23 protein-coding genes and 1 pseudogene are annotated in these 21,195 nt (G+C 67.3%); 10 read left to right on the forward strand and 14 right to left on the reverse strand.

Annotated features, from left to right (window positions below):
- Positions 1-90: 90 nt before the first annotated feature.
- On the reverse strand, positions 91-864 hold the full coding sequence (locus ACZ5CM_RS09245; protein WP_464637896.1) for a 3-hydroxybutyrate dehydrogenase: 774 nt from the start codon (positions 862-864) through the stop codon (positions 91-93).
- A 311-nt stretch (positions 865-1,175) separates the two neighbouring features.
- Between ACZ5CM_RS09245 and ACZ5CM_RS09250 the strand changes: the two genes are divergently transcribed.
- Complete coding sequence (locus tag ACZ5CM_RS09250; RefSeq protein ID WP_464637898.1) at positions 1,176-3,005, forward strand: extracellular solute-binding protein; 1,830 nt, start codon at positions 1,176-1,178, stop codon at positions 3,003-3,005.
- Positions 3,006-3,011: 6 nt separating this feature from the next.
- On the opposite strand, the gene ACZ5CM_RS09255 is transcribed toward ACZ5CM_RS09250, so the two are convergent.
- From ACZ5CM_RS09255 to ACZ5CM_RS09285, 7 genes are all read right to left on the reverse strand, one after another.
- Complete coding sequence (locus ACZ5CM_RS09255; RefSeq protein ID WP_464637900.1) at positions 3,012-4,211, reverse strand: multidrug effflux MFS transporter; 1,200 nt, start codon at positions 4,209-4,211, stop codon at positions 3,012-3,014.
- 87 nt (positions 4,212-4,298) lie between these two features.
- Positions 4,299-4,685: a potassium channel family protein gene (locus ACZ5CM_RS09260; protein WP_464637902.1), complete on the reverse strand. Its 387-nt coding sequence runs from the start codon at positions 4,683-4,685 to the stop codon at positions 4,299-4,301.
- The gene (locus tag ACZ5CM_RS09265; RefSeq protein WP_464637904.1) at positions 4,682-5,332 is read right to left on the reverse strand and encodes a DsbA family oxidoreductase; all 651 of its coding nucleotides are present in this window, start codon (positions 5,330-5,332) and stop codon (positions 4,682-4,684) included. The genes ACZ5CM_RS09260 and ACZ5CM_RS09265 overlap by 4 nt, the downstream gene beginning before the upstream one ends.
- Positions 5,329-6,849 (reverse strand): class I adenylate-forming enzyme family protein, encoded by a 1,521-nt coding sequence (locus ACZ5CM_RS09270; protein WP_464637906.1) that lies wholly within the window; start codon positions 6,847-6,849, stop codon positions 5,329-5,331. Before ACZ5CM_RS09270 ends, ACZ5CM_RS09265 begins: the two co-directional genes overlap by 4 nt.
- 122 nt (positions 6,850-6,971) lie before the next feature.
- Positions 6,972-7,457 carry a 30S ribosomal protein S9 gene (gene rpsI / locus ACZ5CM_RS09275; RefSeq protein WP_464637909.1) on the reverse strand — a complete coding sequence of 162 codons (486 nt, stop codon included), beginning with the start codon at positions 7,455-7,457 and terminating at the stop codon, positions 6,972-6,974.
- Between the two features lie 6 nt (positions 7,458-7,463).
- Positions 7,464-7,922 (reverse strand): 50S ribosomal protein L13, encoded by a 459-nt coding sequence (rplM, locus tag ACZ5CM_RS09280; RefSeq protein WP_464637912.1) that lies wholly within the window; start codon positions 7,920-7,922, stop codon positions 7,464-7,466.
- Between the two features lie 185 nt (positions 7,923-8,107).
- Positions 8,108-8,821 (reverse strand): ferric reductase-like transmembrane domain-containing protein, encoded by a 714-nt coding sequence (locus ACZ5CM_RS09285; RefSeq protein WP_464637914.1) that lies wholly within the window; start codon positions 8,819-8,821, stop codon positions 8,108-8,110.
- A gap of 304 nt (positions 8,822-9,125) precedes the next feature.
- Here ACZ5CM_RS09285 and speD point away from each other — a divergent pair, with 304 nt between their 5' ends.
- Both speD and speE read left to right on the forward strand, forming a co-directional pair.
- Complete coding sequence (speD, locus tag ACZ5CM_RS09290) at positions 9,126-9,650, forward strand: adenosylmethionine decarboxylase (RefSeq protein WP_464637916.1); 525 nt, start codon at positions 9,126-9,128, stop codon at positions 9,648-9,650.
- Positions 9,647-10,510, forward strand: a complete 864-nt coding sequence (gene speE / locus ACZ5CM_RS09295) for a polyamine aminopropyltransferase (RefSeq protein WP_464637919.1) — start codon at positions 9,647-9,649, stop codon at positions 10,508-10,510. Before speD ends, speE begins: the two co-directional genes overlap by 4 nt.
- Before the next feature lie 96 nt (positions 10,511-10,606).
- Here speE and ACZ5CM_RS09300 read toward each other — a convergent pair whose 3' ends face one another.
- The gene (locus ACZ5CM_RS09300) at positions 10,607-11,026 is read right to left on the reverse strand and encodes a PaaI family thioesterase (RefSeq protein ID WP_464637921.1); all 420 of its coding nucleotides are present in this window, start codon (positions 11,024-11,026) and stop codon (positions 10,607-10,609) included.
- Between the two features lie 49 nt (positions 11,027-11,075).
- On the opposite strand from ACZ5CM_RS09300, the pseudogene ACZ5CM_RS09305 reads away from it, so the two are divergent.
- Positions 11,076-11,870 (forward strand): annotated as a pseudogene (locus tag ACZ5CM_RS09305) (enoyl-CoA hydratase); the annotation flags it as partial.
- A 529-nt stretch (positions 11,871-12,399) separates the two neighbouring features.
- Here the strand turns inward: ACZ5CM_RS09305 and ACZ5CM_RS09310 are convergent.
- From ACZ5CM_RS09310 to ACZ5CM_RS09320, 3 genes are all read right to left on the reverse strand, one after another.
- The gene (locus tag ACZ5CM_RS09310) at positions 12,400-12,624 is read right to left on the reverse strand and encodes a hypothetical protein (RefSeq protein WP_464637923.1); all 225 of its coding nucleotides are present in this window, start codon (positions 12,622-12,624) and stop codon (positions 12,400-12,402) included.
- 154 nt (positions 12,625-12,778) lie between these two features.
- Positions 12,779-13,444, reverse strand: coding sequence for an alpha/beta hydrolase (locus ACZ5CM_RS09315; RefSeq protein WP_464637925.1), 666 nt, complete (start codon positions 13,442-13,444; stop codon positions 12,779-12,781).
- Positions 13,441-14,073, reverse strand: a complete 633-nt coding sequence (locus ACZ5CM_RS09320) for a DNA-3-methyladenine glycosylase family protein (protein WP_464637927.1) — start codon at positions 14,071-14,073, stop codon at positions 13,441-13,443. The genes ACZ5CM_RS09315 and ACZ5CM_RS09320 overlap by 4 nt, the downstream gene beginning before the upstream one ends.
- Before the next feature lie 123 nt (positions 14,074-14,196).
- Between ACZ5CM_RS09320 and ACZ5CM_RS09325 the strand changes: the two genes are divergently transcribed.
- From ACZ5CM_RS09325 to gluQRS, 3 genes are read left to right on the forward strand one after another with little or no spacing between them, the layout of a single operon-like run.
- A complete protein-coding gene (locus ACZ5CM_RS09325; protein ID WP_464637929.1) occupies positions 14,197-15,441 on the forward strand; it encodes an MFS transporter in 1,245 nt (414 codons plus the stop codon).
- 60 nt (positions 15,442-15,501) lie between these two features.
- Positions 15,502-16,863 (forward strand): methylenetetrahydrofolate--tRNA-(uracil(54)-C(5))-methyltransferase (FADH(2)-oxidizing) TrmFO, encoded by a 1,362-nt coding sequence (gene trmFO / locus ACZ5CM_RS09330; protein WP_464637931.1) that lies wholly within the window; start codon positions 15,502-15,504, stop codon positions 16,861-16,863.
- The gene (gene gluQRS / locus ACZ5CM_RS09335; RefSeq protein WP_464637933.1) at positions 16,860-17,723 is read left to right on the forward strand and encodes a tRNA glutamyl-Q(34) synthetase GluQRS; all 864 of its coding nucleotides are present in this window, start codon (positions 16,860-16,862) and stop codon (positions 17,721-17,723) included. Before trmFO ends, gluQRS begins: the two co-directional genes overlap by 4 nt.
- A gap of 13 nt (positions 17,724-17,736) precedes the next feature.
- Here the strand turns inward: gluQRS and ACZ5CM_RS09340 are convergent, their stop codons facing one another.
- Positions 17,737-18,513, reverse strand: a complete 777-nt coding sequence (locus tag ACZ5CM_RS09340; RefSeq protein ID WP_464637935.1) for a GNAT family N-acetyltransferase — start codon at positions 18,511-18,513, stop codon at positions 17,737-17,739.
- Between the two features lie 19 nt (positions 18,514-18,532).
- Positions 18,533-19,000, reverse strand: a complete 468-nt coding sequence (locus ACZ5CM_RS09345) for an outer membrane protein assembly factor BamE (RefSeq protein WP_464637937.1) — start codon at positions 18,998-19,000, stop codon at positions 18,533-18,535.
- Between the two features lie 87 nt (positions 19,001-19,087).
- Between ACZ5CM_RS09345 and ACZ5CM_RS09350 the strand changes: the two genes are divergently transcribed.
- From ACZ5CM_RS09350 to plsX, 3 genes are all read left to right on the forward strand, one after another.
- A complete protein-coding gene (locus tag ACZ5CM_RS09350; RefSeq protein ID WP_464637939.1) occupies positions 19,088-19,636 on the forward strand; it encodes a YceD family protein in 549 nt (182 codons plus the stop codon).
- Positions 19,637-19,833: 197 nt separating this feature from the next.
- Entirely contained in the window at positions 19,834-20,040 is a 207-nt protein-coding gene (gene rpmF, locus ACZ5CM_RS09355) for a 50S ribosomal protein L32 (RefSeq protein ID WP_464637941.1), read from the forward strand.
- Positions 20,041-20,061: 21 nt separating this feature from the next.
- Positions 20,062-21,192, forward strand: coding sequence for a phosphate acyltransferase PlsX (plsX, locus tag ACZ5CM_RS09360; RefSeq protein WP_464637943.1), 1,131 nt, complete (start codon positions 20,062-20,064; stop codon positions 21,190-21,192).
- The last annotated feature ends 3 nt before the right edge of the window (positions 21,193-21,195 follow it).

The following is a 21,195-nucleotide window of genomic DNA, read 5'->3' on the forward strand; positions in this document are numbered from 1 at the left end:
CTTGCCCCAAATACTCCGGGGGTGCGGGGGCAGCGCCCCCGCGAAAGGATACGCAAGGGCCGGCTCAGGCGCCCCGCCCAAAAGGCCGGATCACAACGCCGTCCAGCCGCCATCCACGCTGATTGTGGTCCCGGTGATCTGCTCGGCCGCGTCCGAACACAGGAAGACGGTCGTGCCGCCGATCTGCTCGACGGTGGCGAACTGCTTTGATGGCTGACGGGCCAGCATCACCTCGCGCACCACCCGGTCGCGGTCCATGCCATGGGCCTGCATCTGGTCGGGAATCTGCGCCTCCACCAGCGGGGTCAGCACATATCCCGGGCAGATCGCATTGCAGGTGATCGGCTCCTCCGCCGTCTCCAGCGCCACGGTCCTGGTCAACCCGACCACGCCATGCTTGGCCGCCACATAGGCCGCCTTGAAGGGCGAGGCAGTCAGCCCGTGGGCCGAAGCGATGTTGACGATCCGTCCCCAGCCCGCGGCCCGCATCAGGGGCAGCGCGGCGGCGGTGGTGTGAAAGGCCGAAGTCAGGTTGATGGCGATGATCGCATCCCATTTCTCCACCGGAAATTCGTCGATCGGAGCAACATGCTGGATGCCGGCATTGTTCACCAGGATGTCGCAGGCGCCGGCCTTCTCGATCAGGGCGCGGCAGTCCTCGCCCCGGGACATGTCGGCCCGGACATAGCGGGCCTTCACGCCGAATTCCTCGGCAATCGACGCGGCCAGCGCATGATCTTCCTCGCCATCGGTGAAGGAATTGAGCACCACATCCGCGCCGGCCTGCGCAAGCGCGCGCGCGATCCCGAGGCCGATACCCGAATTGGAGCCGGTGACGACGGCGGTCTTTCCCGCAAGCGACATGGCGATACCTCCAGCAGTTCCTGTCCGCGCGCACCCTGCCATGCTGCACCTGCAAAGAAAACGGAAAATGCCGAAAGCGCCCGGTCCGGGCAGACCCGTGGCAGCCGGACGAAAACCCGGACAAAAAAACGCCCGCGCGAGGCGGGCGTCAAGTTATTGAGGCAGGTTTCATACAGGCAAGAAACCTATCGAGCAGTGCCCCCTTTATAAGCAATTCCGCGCCACTCTCCAAGCTAAAAGTTTGAAAAGACGTGAAACGACCATTAGCCTGAGCCCCAACAAAACAAGGGCCGAGCGGGATTGTTGCCAAGATGGGCACCGTTTTTTTCCACATGATCGGGGCGCTGATCCTCGCAGGCGCGTCGATCTGCACCACCGGATTCGCGCGCGCAGAATCAGGGGCGGGATCACTCCATGGCATAGCTATGTATGGCAAGCCTGCCCTGCCACCGGATTTTGTGTCCCTGCCCTATGTCAACCCGGACGCGCCCAAGGGCGGGCGGATCGTTTTCGGCAACACCGGCGGATTCGATTCGCTCAACCCCTTCGTCCAGAAGGGCAACCCGCCCTGGCAGCTGCGCTTCTGGTCCTACGAATCGCTCATGGGTAGATCATGGGACGAACCCTTCACCCTCTACGGGCTTCTGGCCGAATCGATTCGCACGGCGCCGGACCGCTCCTGGGTCGAATTCACCCTGCGGCCCGAGGCCCGATTCTCGGACGGCTCGCCGGTCACGGTGGAGGACGTGATCTGGTCCTACGAGATCCTCGGCACGAAAGGGCACCTGCGCTATCGCAGCCTGTGGACGCAGATCGAAAGCATCGAGGCGACCGGCCCGCGCAGCCTGCGGATCAGCTTTCGCGGCAACAACCGGGAACTGGCGCTGATCGCCGGGCTGCGCCCGATCCTGAAAAAGGCCCAGTGGCAGGGGCGCGACTTCACTCGGTCGGGCTTCGACCCCGTCCCCATCGGAACCGGCGCCTATGTGGTCAGCGACTTCGAGCCGGGCCGCTTCGTCACCCTGCGGCGCAATCCGGACTATTGGGGGCGCGAGCTGCCGCTGCGGCGGGGCACCGGGAATTTCGATGAAATCCGGATCGAATTCTTCGGCGACCGCACGGCGCTGTTCGAGGCCTTCAAGGCCGGCCAGCTGAGCGTGATCCGCGAATTCAACGCCGAACGCTGGCAAAGCCAGTATGACTTCCCCGCCGTCCGCCGTGGCGACATCGTGCTCTCCGAGATCCCGCACGGGCGCCCCTCGGGGATGACCGGGCTGGTGATGAACACCCGCCGCCCGCCCTTCGACGACTGGCGTGTGCGCGAGGCGATGATCCTTGCCTTCAACTTCGAATACATCAACGAGACGGTCACCGGAGGGGTGCAGCCGCGCATCACCTCGTATTTCTCCAACTCCGAGCTGGCCATGCGGCCGGGCCCGGCCACGGGACGGGTGCGCGCGCTGCTGGAGCCCTTCGCCGACAGCCTGCCCCCCGGCGCGCTGGAGGGCTATTCCCTGCCCCGCGGCGACGGCAGCCGGGCCAACCGCGCCAATCTGCGCCGCGCCATGCGGTTGCTGAAACAGGCCGGCTGGCAGGTGCGCGACGGGGTGCTGCGCGATGCGCAGGGGCGGCCCTTCGCCTTCACCGTGCTGCTGCGGCAAGGCGCGGGCGAAATGCAGCGCGTGGTGGATATCTATGCCCGCGCGCTGAAGCGTCTGGGCATCGCCGTCACGGTGGAGAAGGTGGACGGCGCCCAGTATGCGGCGCGCGAGGCCTCCTATGATTTCGACATGACCAGCTTTCGCCGCGACCTGTCGCTGAGCCCGGGCAACGAACAGCGCCTCTACTGGGGGCGCGCGGGGGTGACGCAGCCGGGTTCGCGCAACCTGATGGGCATGGATTCACCCGCCGCCGAGGCGATGATCGACGCCATGCTGGCCGCGACCACGCGCGAGGATTTCGTCGCCTCCGTGCGCGCGCTGGACCGGGTGCTGACGGCAGGGCGCTACGTCATTCCGATCTGGCGCCAGGACGTGGGACGCATCGCCCATGTCCGGCAGCTGCGCTATCCCGAGCGCCTCCCCGTCTATGGCGACCGGCTGGGCTTCCTGCCGGAGGTCTGGTGGTATCAGGAGGACTGACCCGCCTCAGGGCTCAAGCCGCGCCTCGACCCGCGCCATCTGCCGCATCAGGGCAAGGCCGATGGCGCTCATCCCCAGGATGGCACCGGCCAGCGGCAGCAGCGTGCCGTCGAACATCAACCCGATCGGAGACACGATCGCGGCGGCCGAAACCGTAGCAATCGCCCCGATCACCGAGGCCGCCATGCCGGCGATATGGCCCATCGGCTCCATGGCGATGGCATTGAGATTGCCCAGCGTGGTGCCGGCGATGAAGAACACGCTGCACTGCCACGCCACGAACACCCAGAACGCCCCCAGCCCGGCCAGCGACATCCCCAGCACCGTGGCCGAGATCAGCAGTTGCGCCGCCATCGACCAGGTCACCATGCGCCGCATCCCCAGCCGGACCACCAGCCAGGCATTGAGCACCGACCCGCTGCCCGACACCAGCGCCACCGCGCCGAACCAGAACGGGAAACTGTCGGCGCGCCCGTAGATCACGTCATAGACCGGCTGCACCATCACCAGCATCGTGAACAGCATGCCCATGCTCAGCGTCTGCACCATGATCGACAACCGCACCGTGGGGTGCTCCACCATCTCGCGCACCGCCCCCCACAGCAGCGGCAGGCGGAAAGGTCGGCGCCGTGCGGGCGGCAGGGATTCGTCCAGCCGCAACCCCATCCACAGCATGGTGACGGCGGAAAACAGCACGAAGGCCATGAAGATCCCGCGCCAGCCGGCAAAGGCGATGATCCCCGCCCCCAGCGCCGGCGCGATGGCGGGGAAGATGGTGAAGATCATCATGGCGATCGACATCAGCCGCGCCATTTCGCGGCCCTTGTAAAGGTCGCGCACGATGGCCAGCGCCACCACCCGCGGCGCCGACGCCCCCAGCCCCTGAAGGACGCGCGCCGCCAGCACCACCTCGAGCGAGGAACTCGCCCAGGCCAGCAGCGCCGCCGCCACGTAGATGGCCGAACCGGCCGCGATTACCCGCTTGCGCCCGAAGGCGTCCGACAGGGGGCCGGTGAAGAAGGTGCCCAGCCCCATGCCCAGAACGAAGGCGGTCAGGATCAGCTGGGCGCGGTTGACGTCTTCGGGGCTCAGCTCGGCCCCGATCTCGGGCAGCGCCGGCAGCATCGAGTCGATCGAAAACGCGATCGTGGCGAACATCATCGCGATCAGCGCGATGAATTCCGGTTTCGACATCCGGCTCTGCATGAAGGCTCCTGTCTGCTGTGCCTGCGCTAGCACGACAGGCCCGCCCCTGCCATCTGCATCCGCGCACAGACTTCTGTGCAGAATCTGTCAGCCCATGTCGTCAGGCGTCTTCTCCGGCAGCGGCACGTCGTCCTCGTTGGCCACCTCGGGTTCGGCCCGGCGCCCGTTGAGATGGTTGAGCATGGCAAACAGCCACTCGGTCTGCTTTTCGCGGCGCAGCATGTTGAAATAGGTGAACTGGTGGATGAAAAGGGCGAACACCCCCAGCCCGAAAAAGATGAAAAGGGTGGCGCCGATCTTGCCCAGGTCGGTGGCCGGAACGATGTTGCCATACCCCACCGTGGAAACCGTCACCACGGTGAAGAAATAGGCATCGACCCAGCCCCATCCTTCCACATAGCGGAAGAAGACGGTGCCGGAGGCGAGGATGACGATCATGCTCAGCAGAATCGTTCTGGGCCGAAGCGGTTTCATTCCTCAAGCTGTTCCCTGATCTCGGCGATTACCTTTTCCCACAGCTCCTGCGGCTGCGCGCCCGGCACCGCGTGACGGCCGGCGACGATGAAGGTGGGCACCGCACGCACGCCCATCTTGCGGCTGTGGGCATCGCGGGCGCGGATCTCCTCGCGGTCTGCATCCGACGTCAGCAGGCGCCGCACCACGGATGCGTCCATGCCGATGCCGTCGGCGATGTCGGCCAGCACGTCCCGATCGCCAATGTCGCGGCCTTCGTTGAAATAGGCGCGGAACAGCGCATCCACCGCCGCCGTCTGCCGCCCCTCGATCCCGGCCCAGTGGATCAGCCGGTGCGCATCCAGCGTGTTCGGCGTGCGTTTCATGCCCTCGAAATCGATCTTCAGCCCCAGCCTTTCGGCCTGCTCCATCACCGGCAGATAGGCCTTGACCGCCCCTTCCCGGCCGCCGAACTTGGCTTCGAGATATTCCCTGCGGTCCATGCCCTCGGGCGGCATGTCGGGATTGAGCTGAAAGGGATGCCATTCGATCTCGAACGGGTGGTCGGGGACCGCCTCCAGCGCGCGGAACAGCTGGGTCTTGCCGATATAGCACCACGGGCAGATCGGGTCGGACAGGATGTCGAGCTTGACGGTCTTGGCTGTCATGCGGGCTTGCTTTCGAAATGGGCGGGCAAGGCCCGGCGCAGGAGTTTTCCGTTGGCGCCGGTGGGCAATGCCGGCAGGTATCGCCAGGCGCGCGGCTGCTTGTAGCGGGCCAGCCTTGCGCCCACATAGGCGTTCAGCTCGGCCTCGTCCAGTGGCGCGGGGCCGGTATAGAAGGCGACGATGATCGTCACGTCGCGCTTCACCCGCACCTCGGCCACGCCCACCTGTTCGATCCCCGGATGGGCGGACAGCACCGATTCGACCTCGAGCGGCGAGACCCGGTAGCCGCCGGCATTCATCATGTCGTCATCGCGGCCGAGGAAGAAGATCCGGCCTTCGGCATCCATCCGCCCCTGGTCGCCGGTGAGGAACCACGCGCCGCACATCCGCGCGGCCATCTCTTCCGGGGCGTTGAGATAACCCAGCATCAGCCCGGGATCGCGCCCGTGCACAGCGATGGTGCCCTCCTCGCCCAGAGGCACGGGGTTCCCGTCGGCCCCGATGATCGCCACCCGGCGCCCCGGCTGCGGCCGGCCCAGCGCATCGCCCTGCGCCGGGCGGTCGGGGCTGGAGGAAATGAAGGTGGAACATTCGGACATGCCGTAGGCCTCGTACAATTCGGTGCCGGTGGCGCGGCGCCACGCGGCGCGCAGATGGGGGGAAAGTTTCTCCCCGGCGCTCAGCCCATGGCGCAGGCGCGGCAGGTCGATCTTGCCGGACGACTTCAATATCTTCCTGTAAACACCGGGAGCGGCTGCAAAAATCGTCGCCTCATGTCGTTGCAGAAGGGCCGGCAGATCGGCAAGCGCCGTGCCCGGCGCGGGGATCAGCGCGGTGGCGCCCAAGGTCCAGGGATCCATCAGCCCGGTGCCCAGCGTATAGGTCCAGTTGAAGGCTCCGGCGTGGCACAGCCGGTCCGCACGCCCCAGCCCGTACCAGCCGTCGAACATCATCCGTCGTGCCCAGATCGCCCGGTGGGCATGGGCCACCGCGCGGGGGCTGCCCGAGGTGCCCGAGGTATAGACCACATAGGCCAGCCTTTCGGGGTCGCCCATCTCCCAGTCGCAGGGCGCAAATGTGCGCATGGCGGCCAGCTCCTCCAGCCCGATCTGGCGCGGATGGGCGGCGCAGGCCACCGTTTCGTCGCGCAGCACCGCGGCCGGGCGCAGATCGGCGATGATGTCGGCGGTCTCGGCGGCGGTCAGCTGCGACGAGGTTGGCACCGGCACCAGACCGGCGGCAATGCAGCCCAGATAGGCGATCGGGAAATCCACCGTATTGCCCAACCGCAAGAGCACGGTCTGCCCCGGCGCGAGCCCCGCCCGCAACAGCCCGGTGCCGGTGCCGCGCACCGCCTCCTGCAGCCGGGCATAGGTCCAGTCATCGGTGCCGTCGGGGCGAAGGATGGACAGCGCCACCTTGTCGGCCAGCGCATCCGCCTGTCCCAGCACATGGGCCGCCAGGTTGAACGGCGACGGACAGGGCGACGGCGGCCCCTGATCGAAAATCGAAAGCATGGCGTCTGGCTAGCCCGCCGGCGCCGGCGTTGCAAGCCGCCCGCGAAGGCGGCCCCGCATGCGAAAGGGGCCGCGCCGTGCGCAGCCCCCGCGTGAACACCTGTCGCGAATAGGACGCGCGATCAGCGCTTGGAGAACTGGAAGCTCCGCCGCGCCTTGCGCTTGCCGTATTTCTTCCGCTCCACCACGCGGCTGTCGCGGGTGAGGAAACCGGCCGCCTTCAGCGCCGGGCGCAAGCCGGGATCGTAAAGCTGCAGCGCCTTGGAGATGCCGTGCTTGACCGCGCCGGCCTGCCCCGACAGCCCGCCGCCCTTGACGGTGGCCATCACGTCGAACTGGTCCTCGACCCCGGCCACCTGGAACGGCTGGCGCAGGATCATCTGCAGCACCGGGCGGGCGAAATACTCGCTCATGTCCTTGCCGTTCACGGTCACCTTGCCCGATCCGGGGCGGATCCAGACGCGGGCCACCGCGTCCTTGCGCTTGCCGGTGGCGTAGGAGCGGCCAAGCTCGTCCCGGACGGGTTCGCGTGCGGGGGCCTCTTCGGCCTGCGTTTCAACGCCGGCGACGGCGCCCAGCTCTTCGAGGGAATTGATCTGTTCAGCCATCGTTCATCAGCTCCGGGTGTTCTTGGGGTTCATGGACTTCACGTCCAGAACTTCGGGCTTCTGGGCCTCGTGCGGGTGCTCGGCCCCGGCATAGACGCGCAGATTGCCCAGCTGCGTGCGGCTCAGGCGGTTCTTGGGCAGCATCCGCTGCACCGCCTTGATGACCACGCGCTCGGGGTGCTCGCCCTCCAGGATCTGCTGTTTGGTGCGCGACTTGATCCCGCCCGGATAGCCGGTGTGCCAGTAGAATTTCTCCTCCCGCTTGCGGCCGGTCAGCTGCACCTTGTCGGCATTGATGACGATCACGTTGTCACCCATGTCCATGTGCGGGGTGAAGGTCGGCTTGTGCTTGCCGCGCAGGCGGCTTGCGACGATCGAGGCAAGACGGCCCAGAACGACGCCCTCGGCGTCGATCAGGATCCACTTCTTGTCGATGTCTGCAGGCGTTGCAGAATAGGTTTTCATCGGCTCTCTCGGTCCTGTGTGTCGTGAAAGGCGGGCACGATCCGCACCCGCCGGAATTCGATTGCAGCGTTATACCCCAGCGCCGCGCCGGGTCAAGCGACACAACAGGAATTTAATCAAGCGTTTTCATGCGCTTGCGTTATAGGTATCATTTTACCCCATATCCGAACGACCGCGCCAGCCCGCTATCCGCTGACCACCCGCCGCCGCGCGCCCTGCCGCCAGGTCCGCCAGGTGGCCGCGCTCTGCAGCACGAACACCGCCAGTACCAGCAGCGCGAAGGGCCATTGCAGCAGGTTCGGCTCGGGCGTGCGGCGGTGGAAATCGAGGAAATGCATGTAGAGGAAATAGGCCGTATGGGCGAGGATCAGCGCCCACAGGATGTAGGCCCCCTGCTGGAGGAACTTCCAAACCGACATGCCCAGCCAGCGCTGCGAGGCATCGTTCGAGGTCACCGACAGCACCAGCCCGTAGATCAGCGCCAGAATCCCGATGACATTGGCCAGGCCGAAGCCCTTGTCGAACATCACATACTGCATCAGCTGCGGGTGGAACTCGAAGCCGAACAGGCGCTGCCATTCCAGCTCGACCCAGCCGAACAGGATGAAGCCGGCATGGACCAGCCCGGCGAGGAAACCCCAGATGCCCAGCTCGCGCCTCCAGGGCAGCGCCGCGGTGGCCGGTCGCCACAGCCGCGACAGCGGCCCCAGCGACATCACCACCGCCACAAGTATCAGCGAAGCATCCCCGAAGGCCCGGTTCCAGCGATGCATCGGCGACCATTCCGGGCGCAATGCGGCAAACCCCCAGACCAGAAGCGCGGCCAGCGCCAGCGCCCCGAGATGACGAAACTTCCAGCTTTTCCACATCTTCTCGATCGTCGTTGCGCGTGCAGTCATGATCCGGCCTCATCCCTTTTTCCCACGCCCGCCTGTGCGGGCCTTCTCACGGGTTACAGCCAAGCCCGCCGGCAAGGTCAACCAGAGCGTCCGTTCCGCCCGCCGGTCGGCGCCCGACCGCCGATTTCCCTCCGCCCGGTGCGGGTCGAAAAATCCGCCCCTCGCTGCAAGAAAATCCTTGCGCGACTCGCATCGCCGCCCTATGTGCGCCCCACATCGCGGGACCGATCCCAACCCCGGGAGAAATCGGGGGGGCGCTAAGGGACCGTCTGGATTGTCATCTGCTGGAACGAAGGGGAGCGCCATGAAGGACGCCAACCTCTTCCAACTGGGGATCGGTCTGGAGACTGGCGCCCAAGCGGAAGAAGATACCCGCGGCACCTGTGCCGTGAATACCGGGTCTGCAACCGAAGGCGAGCTGTTCGCCACAGATCGGGACGATCATTTCATCTGCCGCGACGGCGAGGTCTTCGCCGGCACCCATCTCATCATCGAGGTGGTGAACGGCCACGGGCTGGATGATCCGGCCCGCATCGAACAGGCCTTCCGCGACTGCGTGGCCGAATGCCGGGCGACGCTGCTGCACATCCACACCCACAAGTTCACGCCGCAGGGCGTGTCGGGCGTGGCGGTTCTGGCCGAAAGCCACATCAGCGTGCATACTTGGCCCGAGATCGGCTATGGCGCCTTCGACGTGTTCATGTGCGGCGATGCTGACCCCTGGCGCGCGGTGGATGTGCTCAAGGCCGCCTTCGCCACCCAGGACGTGCGGGTGCAGGAACTGCGCCGCGGCGCCGGGCTGATCGGCGAACGGGGGGTCGCGGCATGAAGATCGAGGGACTTCCCGGCGACTGGGTCACCGAACCGCTGCACGAGGATTTCGCGCAATCGCTGAGGGTCGAAACCCTGCTTTACGACAGCCGCACCGACCATCAGCGCCTGAAGGTGTTCGAAAACCCCACCTTCGGACGCATTCTGACGCTCGACGACGTGGTGCAGACCACCGAGGCCGACAACTTCATCTATCACGAGATGCTGACCCATGTGCCGATCATCGCCCACGGGGCGGCGCGGCGGGTCTGCATCATCGGCGGCGGCGACGGCGGCATGGCCCGCGAGGTGCTGCGCCATGCCTCGATCGAACGGGTCACCATGGTCGAGATCGACGCCGGCGTGATCGCGTTCTCGAAGCAATACCTGCCGATGCTCTCCCGGGGCGCCTTCGACGACTCGCGGCTCGACCTGGTGATCGCGGACGGCGCCGAATACATCAGGACGACCGAAGAGCGCTTCGACATCATCATCATCGACAGCACCGATCCGATCGGCCCCGGAGAAGTCCTGTTCACCGACAGCTTCTATGGCCATGCCCGGCGCGCGCTGATCCCCGGCGGCATCCTCGTCACCCAGAACGGCGTGCCCTTCCTGCAGGGCGAGGAACTGACCAACACCATGCGGGCCTTCAAGGCGCTGTTCGCGGATGCCACCTGCTACCTGGCCACCGTTCCGACCTACGCGGGCGGACCGATGGCCTTCGGCTGGGGCACGGACGGCGAAGCGCGCCACGCGCCGCTGGAAGAACTCGCCCGCCGCTTCGCGGCCGCCGGCATCGACACGGACTACTATACCCCCGAGGTGCACAAGGCAGCCTTCGCCCTGCCCCCCTGGGTGCAGCGCCTGATCCCGTAGCAGAACCCGGCGCGAAACAACTCCACCACCCCTTCCTCTTGCCGGAAAATACTCCGGGGGTCCGGGGGCAGAGCCCCCGGCCGCGGGCCTGCCCGCTCAGCGCGGCGGAATCGAATAGGTCAGCGTGGCCCGTGCGACCGGCTCGGCCTGCCCGTCCGAAAACAGCAGGACATCGCCCACCGCCAGCACCCGACCCAGCTTCAGAAGGCGGCACTCGGCAAGGATGTCGCGCCCGGCCGCGGGCTTGCGCATGAAATCGATGGAGCAGTTGGTGGTCACCGCCAGCGCCTTGCGTCCGACCCGGGCCAGCACCATCGCATAGACCGCGCAATCGGCCAGCGCGAACATGGACGGCCCCGAAACCGTGCCCCCCGGGCGCAAATGGCGCTCATCGACCAGAAGCCGCATGGTCAGCGAGGTTTCGTCCAGCCGCTCGATGGTGAAATCGTCGCGCACCTGCGGAAACACCTCGGCCATGTAGTCCATGACCTCGTCCGCATTCATCGCCAGAGTCATGCTTTTCCTTTCCTCCCGTCGCCCCTAGAGTTGCACCGCAAGACGCGAGGAGAGCAAGATGGCAATTCTGGAACGTAACGACACCGGCGCGGTTGCGCATCTGCACATGAACGCGCCCGAGCGGCTGAACGCCCTGTCGGACGAGATGCTGGCCGCCCTGCAGGCCCAGTTCGATGCGCTCAAGAAGGATGATTCGATCCGCGCCGTGATCCTCTCTGGCGCGGGCAAGGCCTTCTGCGCCGGCCATGACCTGAAGGAGATGACCGCCGGGCGGCAGGCCGAGGATGGCGGCAGGGCCTATTTCAAGGATCTGTTCGACCGCTGCGCGCGGATGATGCTGACCATCCGCGAACTGCCGCAGCCGGTGATCGCCCGCGTCCACGGCATCGCCACCGCCGCCGGCTGCCAGCTGGTGGCCTCATGCGATCTGGCAGTCGCGGCCGAGGGTACGCGCTTTGGCGTCAACGGGGTCAATATCGGCTTGTTCTGCTCCACCCCGATGGTGGCGCTCTCGCGCAACATCCCGCGCAAGCAGGCCTTCGAGATGCTGACCACCGGCCGTTTCATCGACGCCACCCGCGCCGAGGCGCTGGGCCTGGTCAACCGCGTCGTTCCCCCCGAGGATCTCGAGCGCGAAACCCGCCAACTGGCCGATACGCTGGCGGCCAAGCTTGGCGCGGCGGTGCGCATCGGCAAGCGCGCCTTCTACCAGCAGGTCGAACTGCCCGTCGAACAGGCTTATGCCTATGCCGGTGAGGTGATGGTCGAGAACATGCTCTACCGAGATACCGAAGAAGGCATCAACGCCTTCCTCGAAAAACGCGAGCCGGACTGGCGGCAATAGAGCATGCCGCTCAAAAGCGGGAACCGGTTTCGAGCTTCTCGGACATGCGAAAACAAGGGGGTGGAGCATGTCGTGTGAATGTGAATGAAGGCGACATGCTCCAGCCGATCGTTTCCGGATTGCATCGCCACTGTTTCCGGCATGAATGGTTCCAATCATGGCGGGAATGTGGCAGAAAACGGGCAAGGGCAATTGACCCCCCGCAGGCATTCGGGTCGCCGCAGCCGGGATGTCCCTCCAGGCCGGCCTCATCTCTCTCACCGGCATGATCGAACCGGCGCGGCGACCCCGAAAACCCGCCTAACCCCGGCCACGACTATCCCGTTACAACGCCGGGACCACCCGCCGCCCCGGTGGCGACGCGCGCCGGGCGGGAACGCGCCCGTCACCGGGCGCGTGCCTCCGGCGGGAGTATTTGGAGCAAGAGGAAGGGACTGTCCGGTTCTTCGCCAAATGCCCCAGGGGCAGGTGCCGGAGACGGGACGGCTGATACGCCGCCGCCCCTGCATGTTGTGGGGCGGAACCGGGCCTACCCCGGATTTCGCGTGGACTGTGCGGTAAGTGGTTCCTTGCGAACGGCGGGGCCTTCGGCAGGCGGCCGGCGGGCCGGATCAGGTTCGCGCATGTTGTCCGCGCCGCGCATCCGCTTGCGGCTCTTGACGCTGGTCCACAGCATGACACCCAGAACAATCACGAAAATACCAACCTGCGGGCTGACAAACATGGAAACCATGCCAACGATAATGACGGGCATATCCATCTTCCCATGAAAAAGAATTGATGCTGTCGCTATATCGCGTCATTTTCTGCACCCGCAAGGAAAGCGCGCATTTTCGGGAAATTTTCCGGATTTTGCCCGCTGACGGGAAACGATTCTGCGCCCTTACAGCGATTGTCCGCGAATCACCTTACAACCCAAGCTTGTCCCGCATGAAGGCCAGGGCGACACCGAGTCCGTCGGGGGCGATTCCATGCCCGGTGCCCTTCATCACATGGGCATAGACATCCTTGAACCCGGCCTTCTGAAGCGCCTCGGCCGCCTCGGGCAGGGACTGGATCGGCACCATGTCGTCCTGATCGCCATGCACCAGCAGCACCGGAAAGCGCACCTTCACCTCCTGCGCCAGCGCCTCGGGGTTGAGCAGGCGGCCCGAGAAGGCCACCACGCCGGCCACAGGATCGTCGCGGCGCGGGGCGATATGCAGGCTCATCATCGACCCCTGCGAGAAACCGAACAGGACCACCTGCTCGGGGAGCACGTCCTCGTCCACCATCAGCGCATCGAGAAAGGCGTTGAGGTCCTCGGCCGCCGCCTGCATCCCGCGTTCGGCCTCTTCCGGCGACGAGCCGTCCAGCCACGGGATCGGGAACCACTGGTAGCCGAAGGGCATTCCGGGCACCGATTCGGGGGCGTCGGGAGCCACGAACAGCGTATCGGGCAGGTGTTCGCCCAGCGGATCGGCCAGCCCCAGAAGATCGGCCCCGTTGGCGCCATAGCCATGAACGAAAACCACGACCGAGCGGGTCGTGCCCGAGAGCGGCCCCTTGCGGCCGGCCTTCAGAACGCGCGTCATCTGATCCCTTCCCTGCCTCGTGCAACCCGGTAATAGGACCACAGCAGCCGGGCCGCAACCGACCGCCACGGCGACCAGTCTTCGGCCATGCGCCGCAGCGTGCGTTCCCGCGGGCGTTCGGGCAGCTCGAACAGCATCCGCACCGATTCCTGCAGCGCCAGATCGCCCGGCGCGAACACGTCGGCCCGGCCGAGGCTGAACATGGCGTAGATCTCGGCGGTCCAGCTGCCGATGCCGGGGACCGCGACAAGGCGGCGCACGACCTCGTCGGTCGGGGCCTCTCGCAGCGCGGCGAAATCGATCCCCGCCGCGGCCAGAGCCCGCGCATAGCGGATCTTCTGACGACTCAGCCCGAGACCGCGAAGCTCCTCGTCCTCGGCCTGCAGGATCGCCCCCGGCGCCGTCAGCCCCGCCGCCCGCATCCGCGCCCAGATCGCCTCGGCCGCGGCCACCGAAAGCTGCTGGCTGACGATGGCGCCGAGAAGCGCCGCGAACCCGTCCGGGCGGCGGCGCAGCGGCAGCGGCCCGGTTTCGCGCAGCGCCGCCGCAAAGCGCGGCTCGCGCGCGGCCAGCCAGCGCGCGCCTTCGGCCACGCAATCGGGCGTTTCGATGATGCGCTCGACACTCATGCGCGCTCGGGCCTCCCGTCCCGGCCGGATCAACGGCGCCATGCTGCCCTGCGCGCGCGGATCGGGCAACAGCGCCGTGGCGGGGCTCTTGTATGTTAACACATTCACGGCTAGGCAGGCGTCATGTCCAGCCTTTCCGATACCGCCCCCCCGACCGACGACCGCAGGGCGAAGCGAAACGTCGCCGTGCTGGTGGCCGCCCAGGCGCTGGTGGGGGCGCAGCTGCCCATGATCTTCGTCATCGGCGGGCTTGCCGGCCAGCAGCTGGCCCCCAATGCCTGCCTCGCCACGCTGCCGATCTCGCTGATCGTGTTCGGCTCGATGACCACGGCGCCCTGGCTGAGCACGGTGATGCAGAAGATCGGGCGCAAGCCCGGCTTCATGCTGGGGGCGCTGGGCGGCATGGGGGGGGCGGCGGTTTCGGCCTGGGCCATCAGCATCGAGAACTTCTGGCTGTTCGTCTTCGGCGCCTACCTGACCGGCGTCTACATGAGCGCGCACGGCTTCTACCGCTTCGCCGCCGCCGACACCGCATCCGAGGCCTTCCGGCCCAAGGCGATCTCCTATGTCATGGCCGGCGGGCTGCTGGCCGCGATCATCGGCCCGCAGATCGTGGCCTGGCTCACCACCGACAATCCCGACGCCTCCGTGATGCGGTTCCTGCCGGTCTATCTGGTGTCGATCGGGCTGAATCTGGGCGGCATCCTTTTGTTTGCCCTGCTCGACATCCCGAAGCTGCCCCCCGCGCCCGAAGGCGCGCCGCGGGGCCGGTCGCGGTGGGAGCTCATCACCACCCCGCGCATCGCGGTGGCGGTGATCGTGGCGATGGTGTCATACGCGCTGATGAACCTGGTGATGACCTCGACCCCGCTGGCGGTGGTCGGCTGCGGCTTCGGCGTGCCCGATGCCAGCCGCGTGGTCACGGGGCATGTGCTGGCCATGTATGTGCCCTCGTTCTTCACCGGGCACCTGATCGCGCGCTTCGGCGCGGAACGGATCATGGGGATCGGCCTGCTGATCCTGGCCGCCGCCGGAGCGGTCGCCCTGCAGGGGGTCGAGCTGACCAATTTCTTCATCGCCCTGATCCTGCTGGGGGTGGGATGGAACTTCGGCTTCATCGGCGCCACCACCATGCTGGCCGGCGCCCATGAACCGCATGAGCGCGGCCGGATGCAGGGGCTGAACGATCTGCTGGTGTTCGGCGGCGTCACCATTGCCTCGCTGGCCTCCGGCGGGCTGATGAACTGCCTCGGCGGCTCGCCGCAGGAGGGCTGGACCGCCGTCAACATGGCCATGGCGCCGTTCCTGGTGCTGGCCGGGGGCGCGCTGCTGTGGCTGGTGCTGCACCCGCGCCGGGACGAGTTCTGACGCATGTCCGACGCGCAGGGGGCGTTGCGCCCGGCGCCGCCCTGCCCTATCTGGCAGCGCATGACGGAGACTTTGCATATCGTCGGCGGCGGCATGGCCGGATCCGAAGCCGCCTGGCAGGCCGCCAATGCCGGGCTGCGGGTGGTGATCCACGAGATGCGCCCCAGGGTGGGCACATTCGCCCATCGCACCGACAAGCTGGCCGAGATGGTGTGTTCGAACTCGTTCCGCTCGGACGACGACGAACAGAACGCGGTGGGCCTTCTGCACTGGGAGATGCGCGCCGCCGGCAGCCTGATCATGGCGGCCGCCGACGCCCACCGCCTGCCCGCGGGCGGCGCGCTGGCGGTGGACCGCGAGGGCTTTTCCCGGATGGTGACCGAACGGCTGCGCGCGCATCCCAACGTGTCGGTCTCCACCGAGGAAATCACCGAGCTGCCGGCCGAGGGGCAATGGATCATCGCCACCGGGCCGCTGACCTCGCAGGCGCTGGGCGAGGCAATCCGGCGCGAAACCGGGGCCGATGCGCTGGCCTTCTTCGATGCCATCGCCCCCATCGTCCATGCCGACAGCATCGACATGTCGGTGGCCTGGCGCCAGTCGCGCTATGACAAGGGCGAAACCGAGGAAGAGCGCACCGCCTACATCAACTGCCCGCTGGACCGGGAGCAATACGAGGCCTTCATCGACGCCATCCTCGCCGCCGAGAAGACCGCGTTTCACGAAGGCGAGGATGCCCCCTATTTCGACGGCTGCCTGCCCATCGAGGTGATGGCCGAGCGCGGGCGCGAGACGCTGCGCCACGGGCCGATGAAGCCGGTGGGCCTGACCAACCCCCATGCGCCGGATCGCAAGCCCTGGGCGGTGGTGCAGCTGCGCCGCGACAATGCACTGGGCACGCTCTACAACATGGTGGGTTTCCAGACCAAGATGAAGCATGGCGCGCAAGTCGATGTTTTCAGGATGATTCCCGGCCTTGAGGAGGCCCGCTTTGCCCGCCTTGGCGGCATCCACCGCAACAGCTTCATCAACTCGCCGCGGCTGCTGGATACGCGGCTGCGGCTGAAATCGCGCCCCACCATCCGCTTCGCCGGGCAGATCACCGGGGTCGAGGGCTACGTGGAAAGCGCGGCGATGGGGCTTCTGGCCGGGCGGCTGGCGGCGGCCGAGGCGCTGGGCCACGACCTGCCCGAGGTGCCCGCCGACAGCGCCATGGGCGCGCTGGTGCATCACATCACCGGCGGGGCGGATGCGAAGACCTTTCAGCCGATGAACGTCAATTTCGGCCTCTTCCGCCCGCTGGACGGGGTGCGCGGCGGCCGGCGCGGGCGGCGCGAGCGCTACAAGGCCTATACCGACCGCGCCAAGGCCGCCTGGCGCGCCTGGCTTGCGGCCGGCCACCCCCGCGCGGCGGCGCAATGACCGGATCCGGCGCGCCCTTCACCACCCGCTTTGCCCCCTCGCCCACCGGTCCGCTGCACCTTGGCCACGCCTATTCGGCGATGCTGGCCCATGACATGGCGCGCGCGGCGGGGGGGCGGTTCCTGCTGCGCATCGAGGACATCGACCGCGCCCGCGCCCGCCCGCAGTGGGAGGCTCAGATCTTCGACGACCTCGCCTGGCTGGGTCTTGACTGGCCCCGCCCCGTCATGCGCCAGAGCGCCCGCCTGCCCGCCTATGCCGAGGCGATGGGGCGGCTGACGGCGATGGGGCTGACCTATCCCTGCCGCTGCCGCCGCGCCGATATCGAGGCCGCCGCCGGCGCCCCCCAGGAAGGCGTCCCCGCCTTCGGCCCCGACGGGCGCATCTATCCCGGCACTTGCCGCGACCGGCCCATATCGGCGCGCGGCCCGGGCGACGTGATCCGCCTCGACATGGCCCGCGCGGTGCAGCTGCTGCCCGCCGGGGCCGCCTTCACCGAAACCGGCCCGGCGCATGCCGGCACCCACCGGCTGGATCCCGACCGGCTGATCCGCGAGGTCGGAGATATCGTGCTGGAGCGGCGCGGCATGGGCGGATCCTACCACCTGGCGGTGGTGGTGGATGACGCCGAACAGAACATCACCCATGTGATCCGCGGCGAAGACCTGTTCGAGGCCACGGCGCTGCATGTGCTGCTGCAACATCTGCTGGGCCTGCCGGTGCCGCAGTATCACCACCACCGGCTGATCCGCGACGATGCCGGGCGCCGCCTGGCCAAGCGCGACGACGCCCGTGCCATCGCCCGCTATCGCGCCGACGGGCTGAGCCCGGCCGACATCCGCGCGCTGGTCGGGCTGTAGCGGCCCTGCCGCGCTAATCCCCGGCCAGGGCCCGCAGCAGGCGCTTGCGCGCAGGCGGGATGCGGGCGATCTCGACCCCGGTAAAGACATGCAGGGTGTTCATCTGGCGGTCGATCACCGCGTGATCGCTGACCCAGCCGCCAAGACCCAGATAGCTGCGCAGAAGCGGCGGCATGGCCGCAAACGCCCGGCGCGGCTCGGGCGCCGGCCCGCCCGTGAAGGGCACGATCTCGGCGGCGGCGGGGCGCGGGCGCCAGCACGCGGGCGCAAGGTGCCGCGCCCCCAGCAGGGCGAAGGCATCGCGGTAGCGCCCCGGATCGGTGCCCGCGAACGAGGTGCAGCCGAACAGAAGCCGGACCCTGCCCTCCTCAACCAACCGGGTCGCCGCCCCCCAGGCCAGGCGCAGGATGTCGGGATCGCGCCGGCCCGGCCGCACGCAGAACCGGCCCATCTCGGCCATGCGCCCGGCAAAGCGGCCCAGCCCGGAAAGATCGTAGAACTGCGCCGAATAGCTGCGCCACAAATCGCGCCCCGAGGCGAGCATCAACAGCCGGAAACAGCAGACCAGATCGCCGCTGGCGGCCTCGCGCACCAGAACATGGGTGCAGATGTCGTCGAAATCGTCGCCGTCGCTTCCCCGCATGCCGAAGCTGCGGGCCCGCAGCGCCTGGGCTTCGGCAATCGCGGCCCCGCCGGCGGCAAGCTCGGCGCGGTATCTGCCCTTGCAAAGCAGCGACGCATCGGGCGTGGATGCTGTTGCCCCCCCGCCTTCGGCTTCTTCGCGTCGCACCGGCGGCATGGCCCGTAGATCACTCGAGGACGGCGTTGGGGTTGAACCGGCCGAGATTGCCCAGAAGCTGCCGCAGGAAGGTCTTGTCCTTGACGTTCGACGAGGTGACCCGCTGGTTGAGGCGGACGATCTGCCCGTCCTCCAGCGTCAGTTGCCGGATATTCGTCACCACCCCGTTGTCGTCGAAAGTGATCTGGACCACCTCGCGGGACACCTCCTTCGGTTCGGTCGCGCCGAAATAGCGTATCCGGGAGGCGACGTAGTAATAGGCCGCATCCTTGAGCGCACCGGTCGCCGAGGGCGAGCCCAGCGTCTCGGCCACGCTGTCGCGGGTATCCACGCCGACGACGATCTCGGCCAGCTCGTCCTCGGTCGGAACGTAGCCGTGATTGCGATAGACCGTCGCGCACCCGGCCAGCACCAAGAACACGGTGCCCGCAACCACGGCGCGCAGCGCGGGTTTCAGCTTCTTTGCCTTGGTGAACATGGCTGCCCTCTTGCCTTGGCCTTGCACGCCTTCTATCCCGCTTACCGAAACTGTGCCACCGCTTCAAGAAACGAAAGTCTCTCCGCCATGTCCGAAACCACCGCCTTCCGGGTCGCGGACCTGCCGCAGAACGCCCCGACGGAATTCGACCTGCGCCCCGGCTCCGAAACCATGCGCCAGCTGGCCGACGAACTGGGCCTGTCGGGTCTGCGCAAGCTGCGCTTTGCCGGGCGCATCGCGGCGCACGGGGCGCGCGACTGGCGGCTGGTGGCGCATCTGGGCGCGACCGTGGTCCAGCCCTGCGTGGTCACGCTGGAGCCGGTGACGACGCGGATCGAAACCGACGTCACCCGGCTGTTCCTGGCCGAGATGCCCCAGGCCCAGGGCCCCGAGACGGAAATTCCCGAGGATGACGCGATCGAGCCGCTCGGCCCCGAAATCGACCCGGCCACGGTCATGGTCGAGGCGCTGGCGCTGGCGCTGCCGCTCTATCCCCGCAAGGAGGGGGCGGAGCTGGGCGAAGCGGTCTTTGCCGCACCCGGCACGGCTCCGCTGCGCGACGAGGACGCGCGCCCCTTCGCCGCCCTGGCCTCGCTGCGCGACAAGCTGAACGACAAGGACAAGGGGGAAGGCTGAACGCGAATGGAAAAAATGCTTGCACAGGGGGGCAAAGGCAGTATTTTCGCGCGCTCATCGGAATTAGGGTTGGACATCGGGCAGGCTGCGGCCTAAACGCACGGTCACGCCGCCTGAATCGGACAACGCAACATCGGCAACGTAACACCGGCCGCCCGGGATCGCCCGCCGGCCCCAAATCGGAAAAAGGTTGAGACATGGCTGTCCAACAGAACAAAGTATCGAGAGCGCGCCGCAACAATCGCCGGTCGCATGATGCCCTGGTCGCGGCAAATCCCAACGAATGTCCCAACTGCGGCGAACTCAAGCGTCCGCATCACGTGTGCCCCTCCTGCGGTCATTACGCCGAGCGGGAAGTGATCGCCCTGACGGAAGACATCGACCTGGACGAAGACGCGGCCTGAGCCGGGCCTGGCGCATCCTGAATGACGTCGCGAACCGACCAGTCCCGCGCGGCTGCGGATCGAATCACCATCTCGGTTGACGCCATGGGCGGAGATGCCGGCCCTGCCGCCGTGGTGGCCGGACTTGCGCATTTCGCGACCCAGTGCCCCGATGCCGGGTTCATCCTGCACGGCCCCGAAGCCGAGCTGCGCCCGCTGGTCGAAAAACGTCGCATCCTTGACGGCCGCGTCGTCTTTCGCGACGCGGCCGATGTCGTCACCATGCAGGACAAGCCCAGCCAGGTGATGCGTAACGGCAAGGGCACGTCGATGTGGTCGGCGCTCGAGTCGGTGCGCAGCGGCGAAGCCGCCGGCGCGGTCTCGTGCGGCAATACCGGCGCGCTGATGGCGCTGTCGATGCTGCGCCTGCGCAAGCTGCCGGGGGTGAATCGCCCGGCGATTGCGGTGCTGTGGCCCTCGCGCAGCCGCCAGGGTTTCAACGTCATGCTGGACGTGGGCGCGGATGTGCGCGCCGACGAACGCGACCTGCTGCAATACGCGCTGATGGGCGCGTCCTATGCCCGCAACGGGCTGAAGATCTCCTGCCCGCGCATCGGCCTGCTGAACGTGGGCACCGAGGAACACAAGGGCCGGGCCGAGCTGAAGGCCGCGCACGGGCTGATCGCGGATTTCGCCGAGCGGGCCAGTTTCGAGTTCGTCGGCTTCGTCGAGGGCAGCGACATTCCCGGCGACCGAGCCGACGTGATCGTGACCGACGGCTTCACCGGCAACGTGGCGATCAAGACCGGCGAAGGCACCGCCAGCCTGATCGGCGAGTTGCTGCGCGAGGCCTTCCGCTATTCGCCGCTGTCCCGGCTGGCCTCGATCCTGGCCATCACCTCTCTGCGGCGTCTGTCGCGGCGGATCGATCCGCGGCGGGTCAATGGCGGCGTGTTCCTGGGGCTCAACGGGATCGTGGTCAAGTCCCATGGCAGCGCCGATGCCACCGGCGTGGCGGCGGCGGTGAAACTGGCCTATAACCTCGCAAGATCGGGATTCGGAGAGAGGCTGAGCGCCCGGATCGCTTCGACCGCCGATCTGATGCGAACCGGGAACGGCGAGCGGACTGACGCAGAAAAAGACCGGACGGAACAAGGCGGAGGGCAGGCATAATTC

The organism is Piezobacter thermophilus (assembly GCF_055386745.1).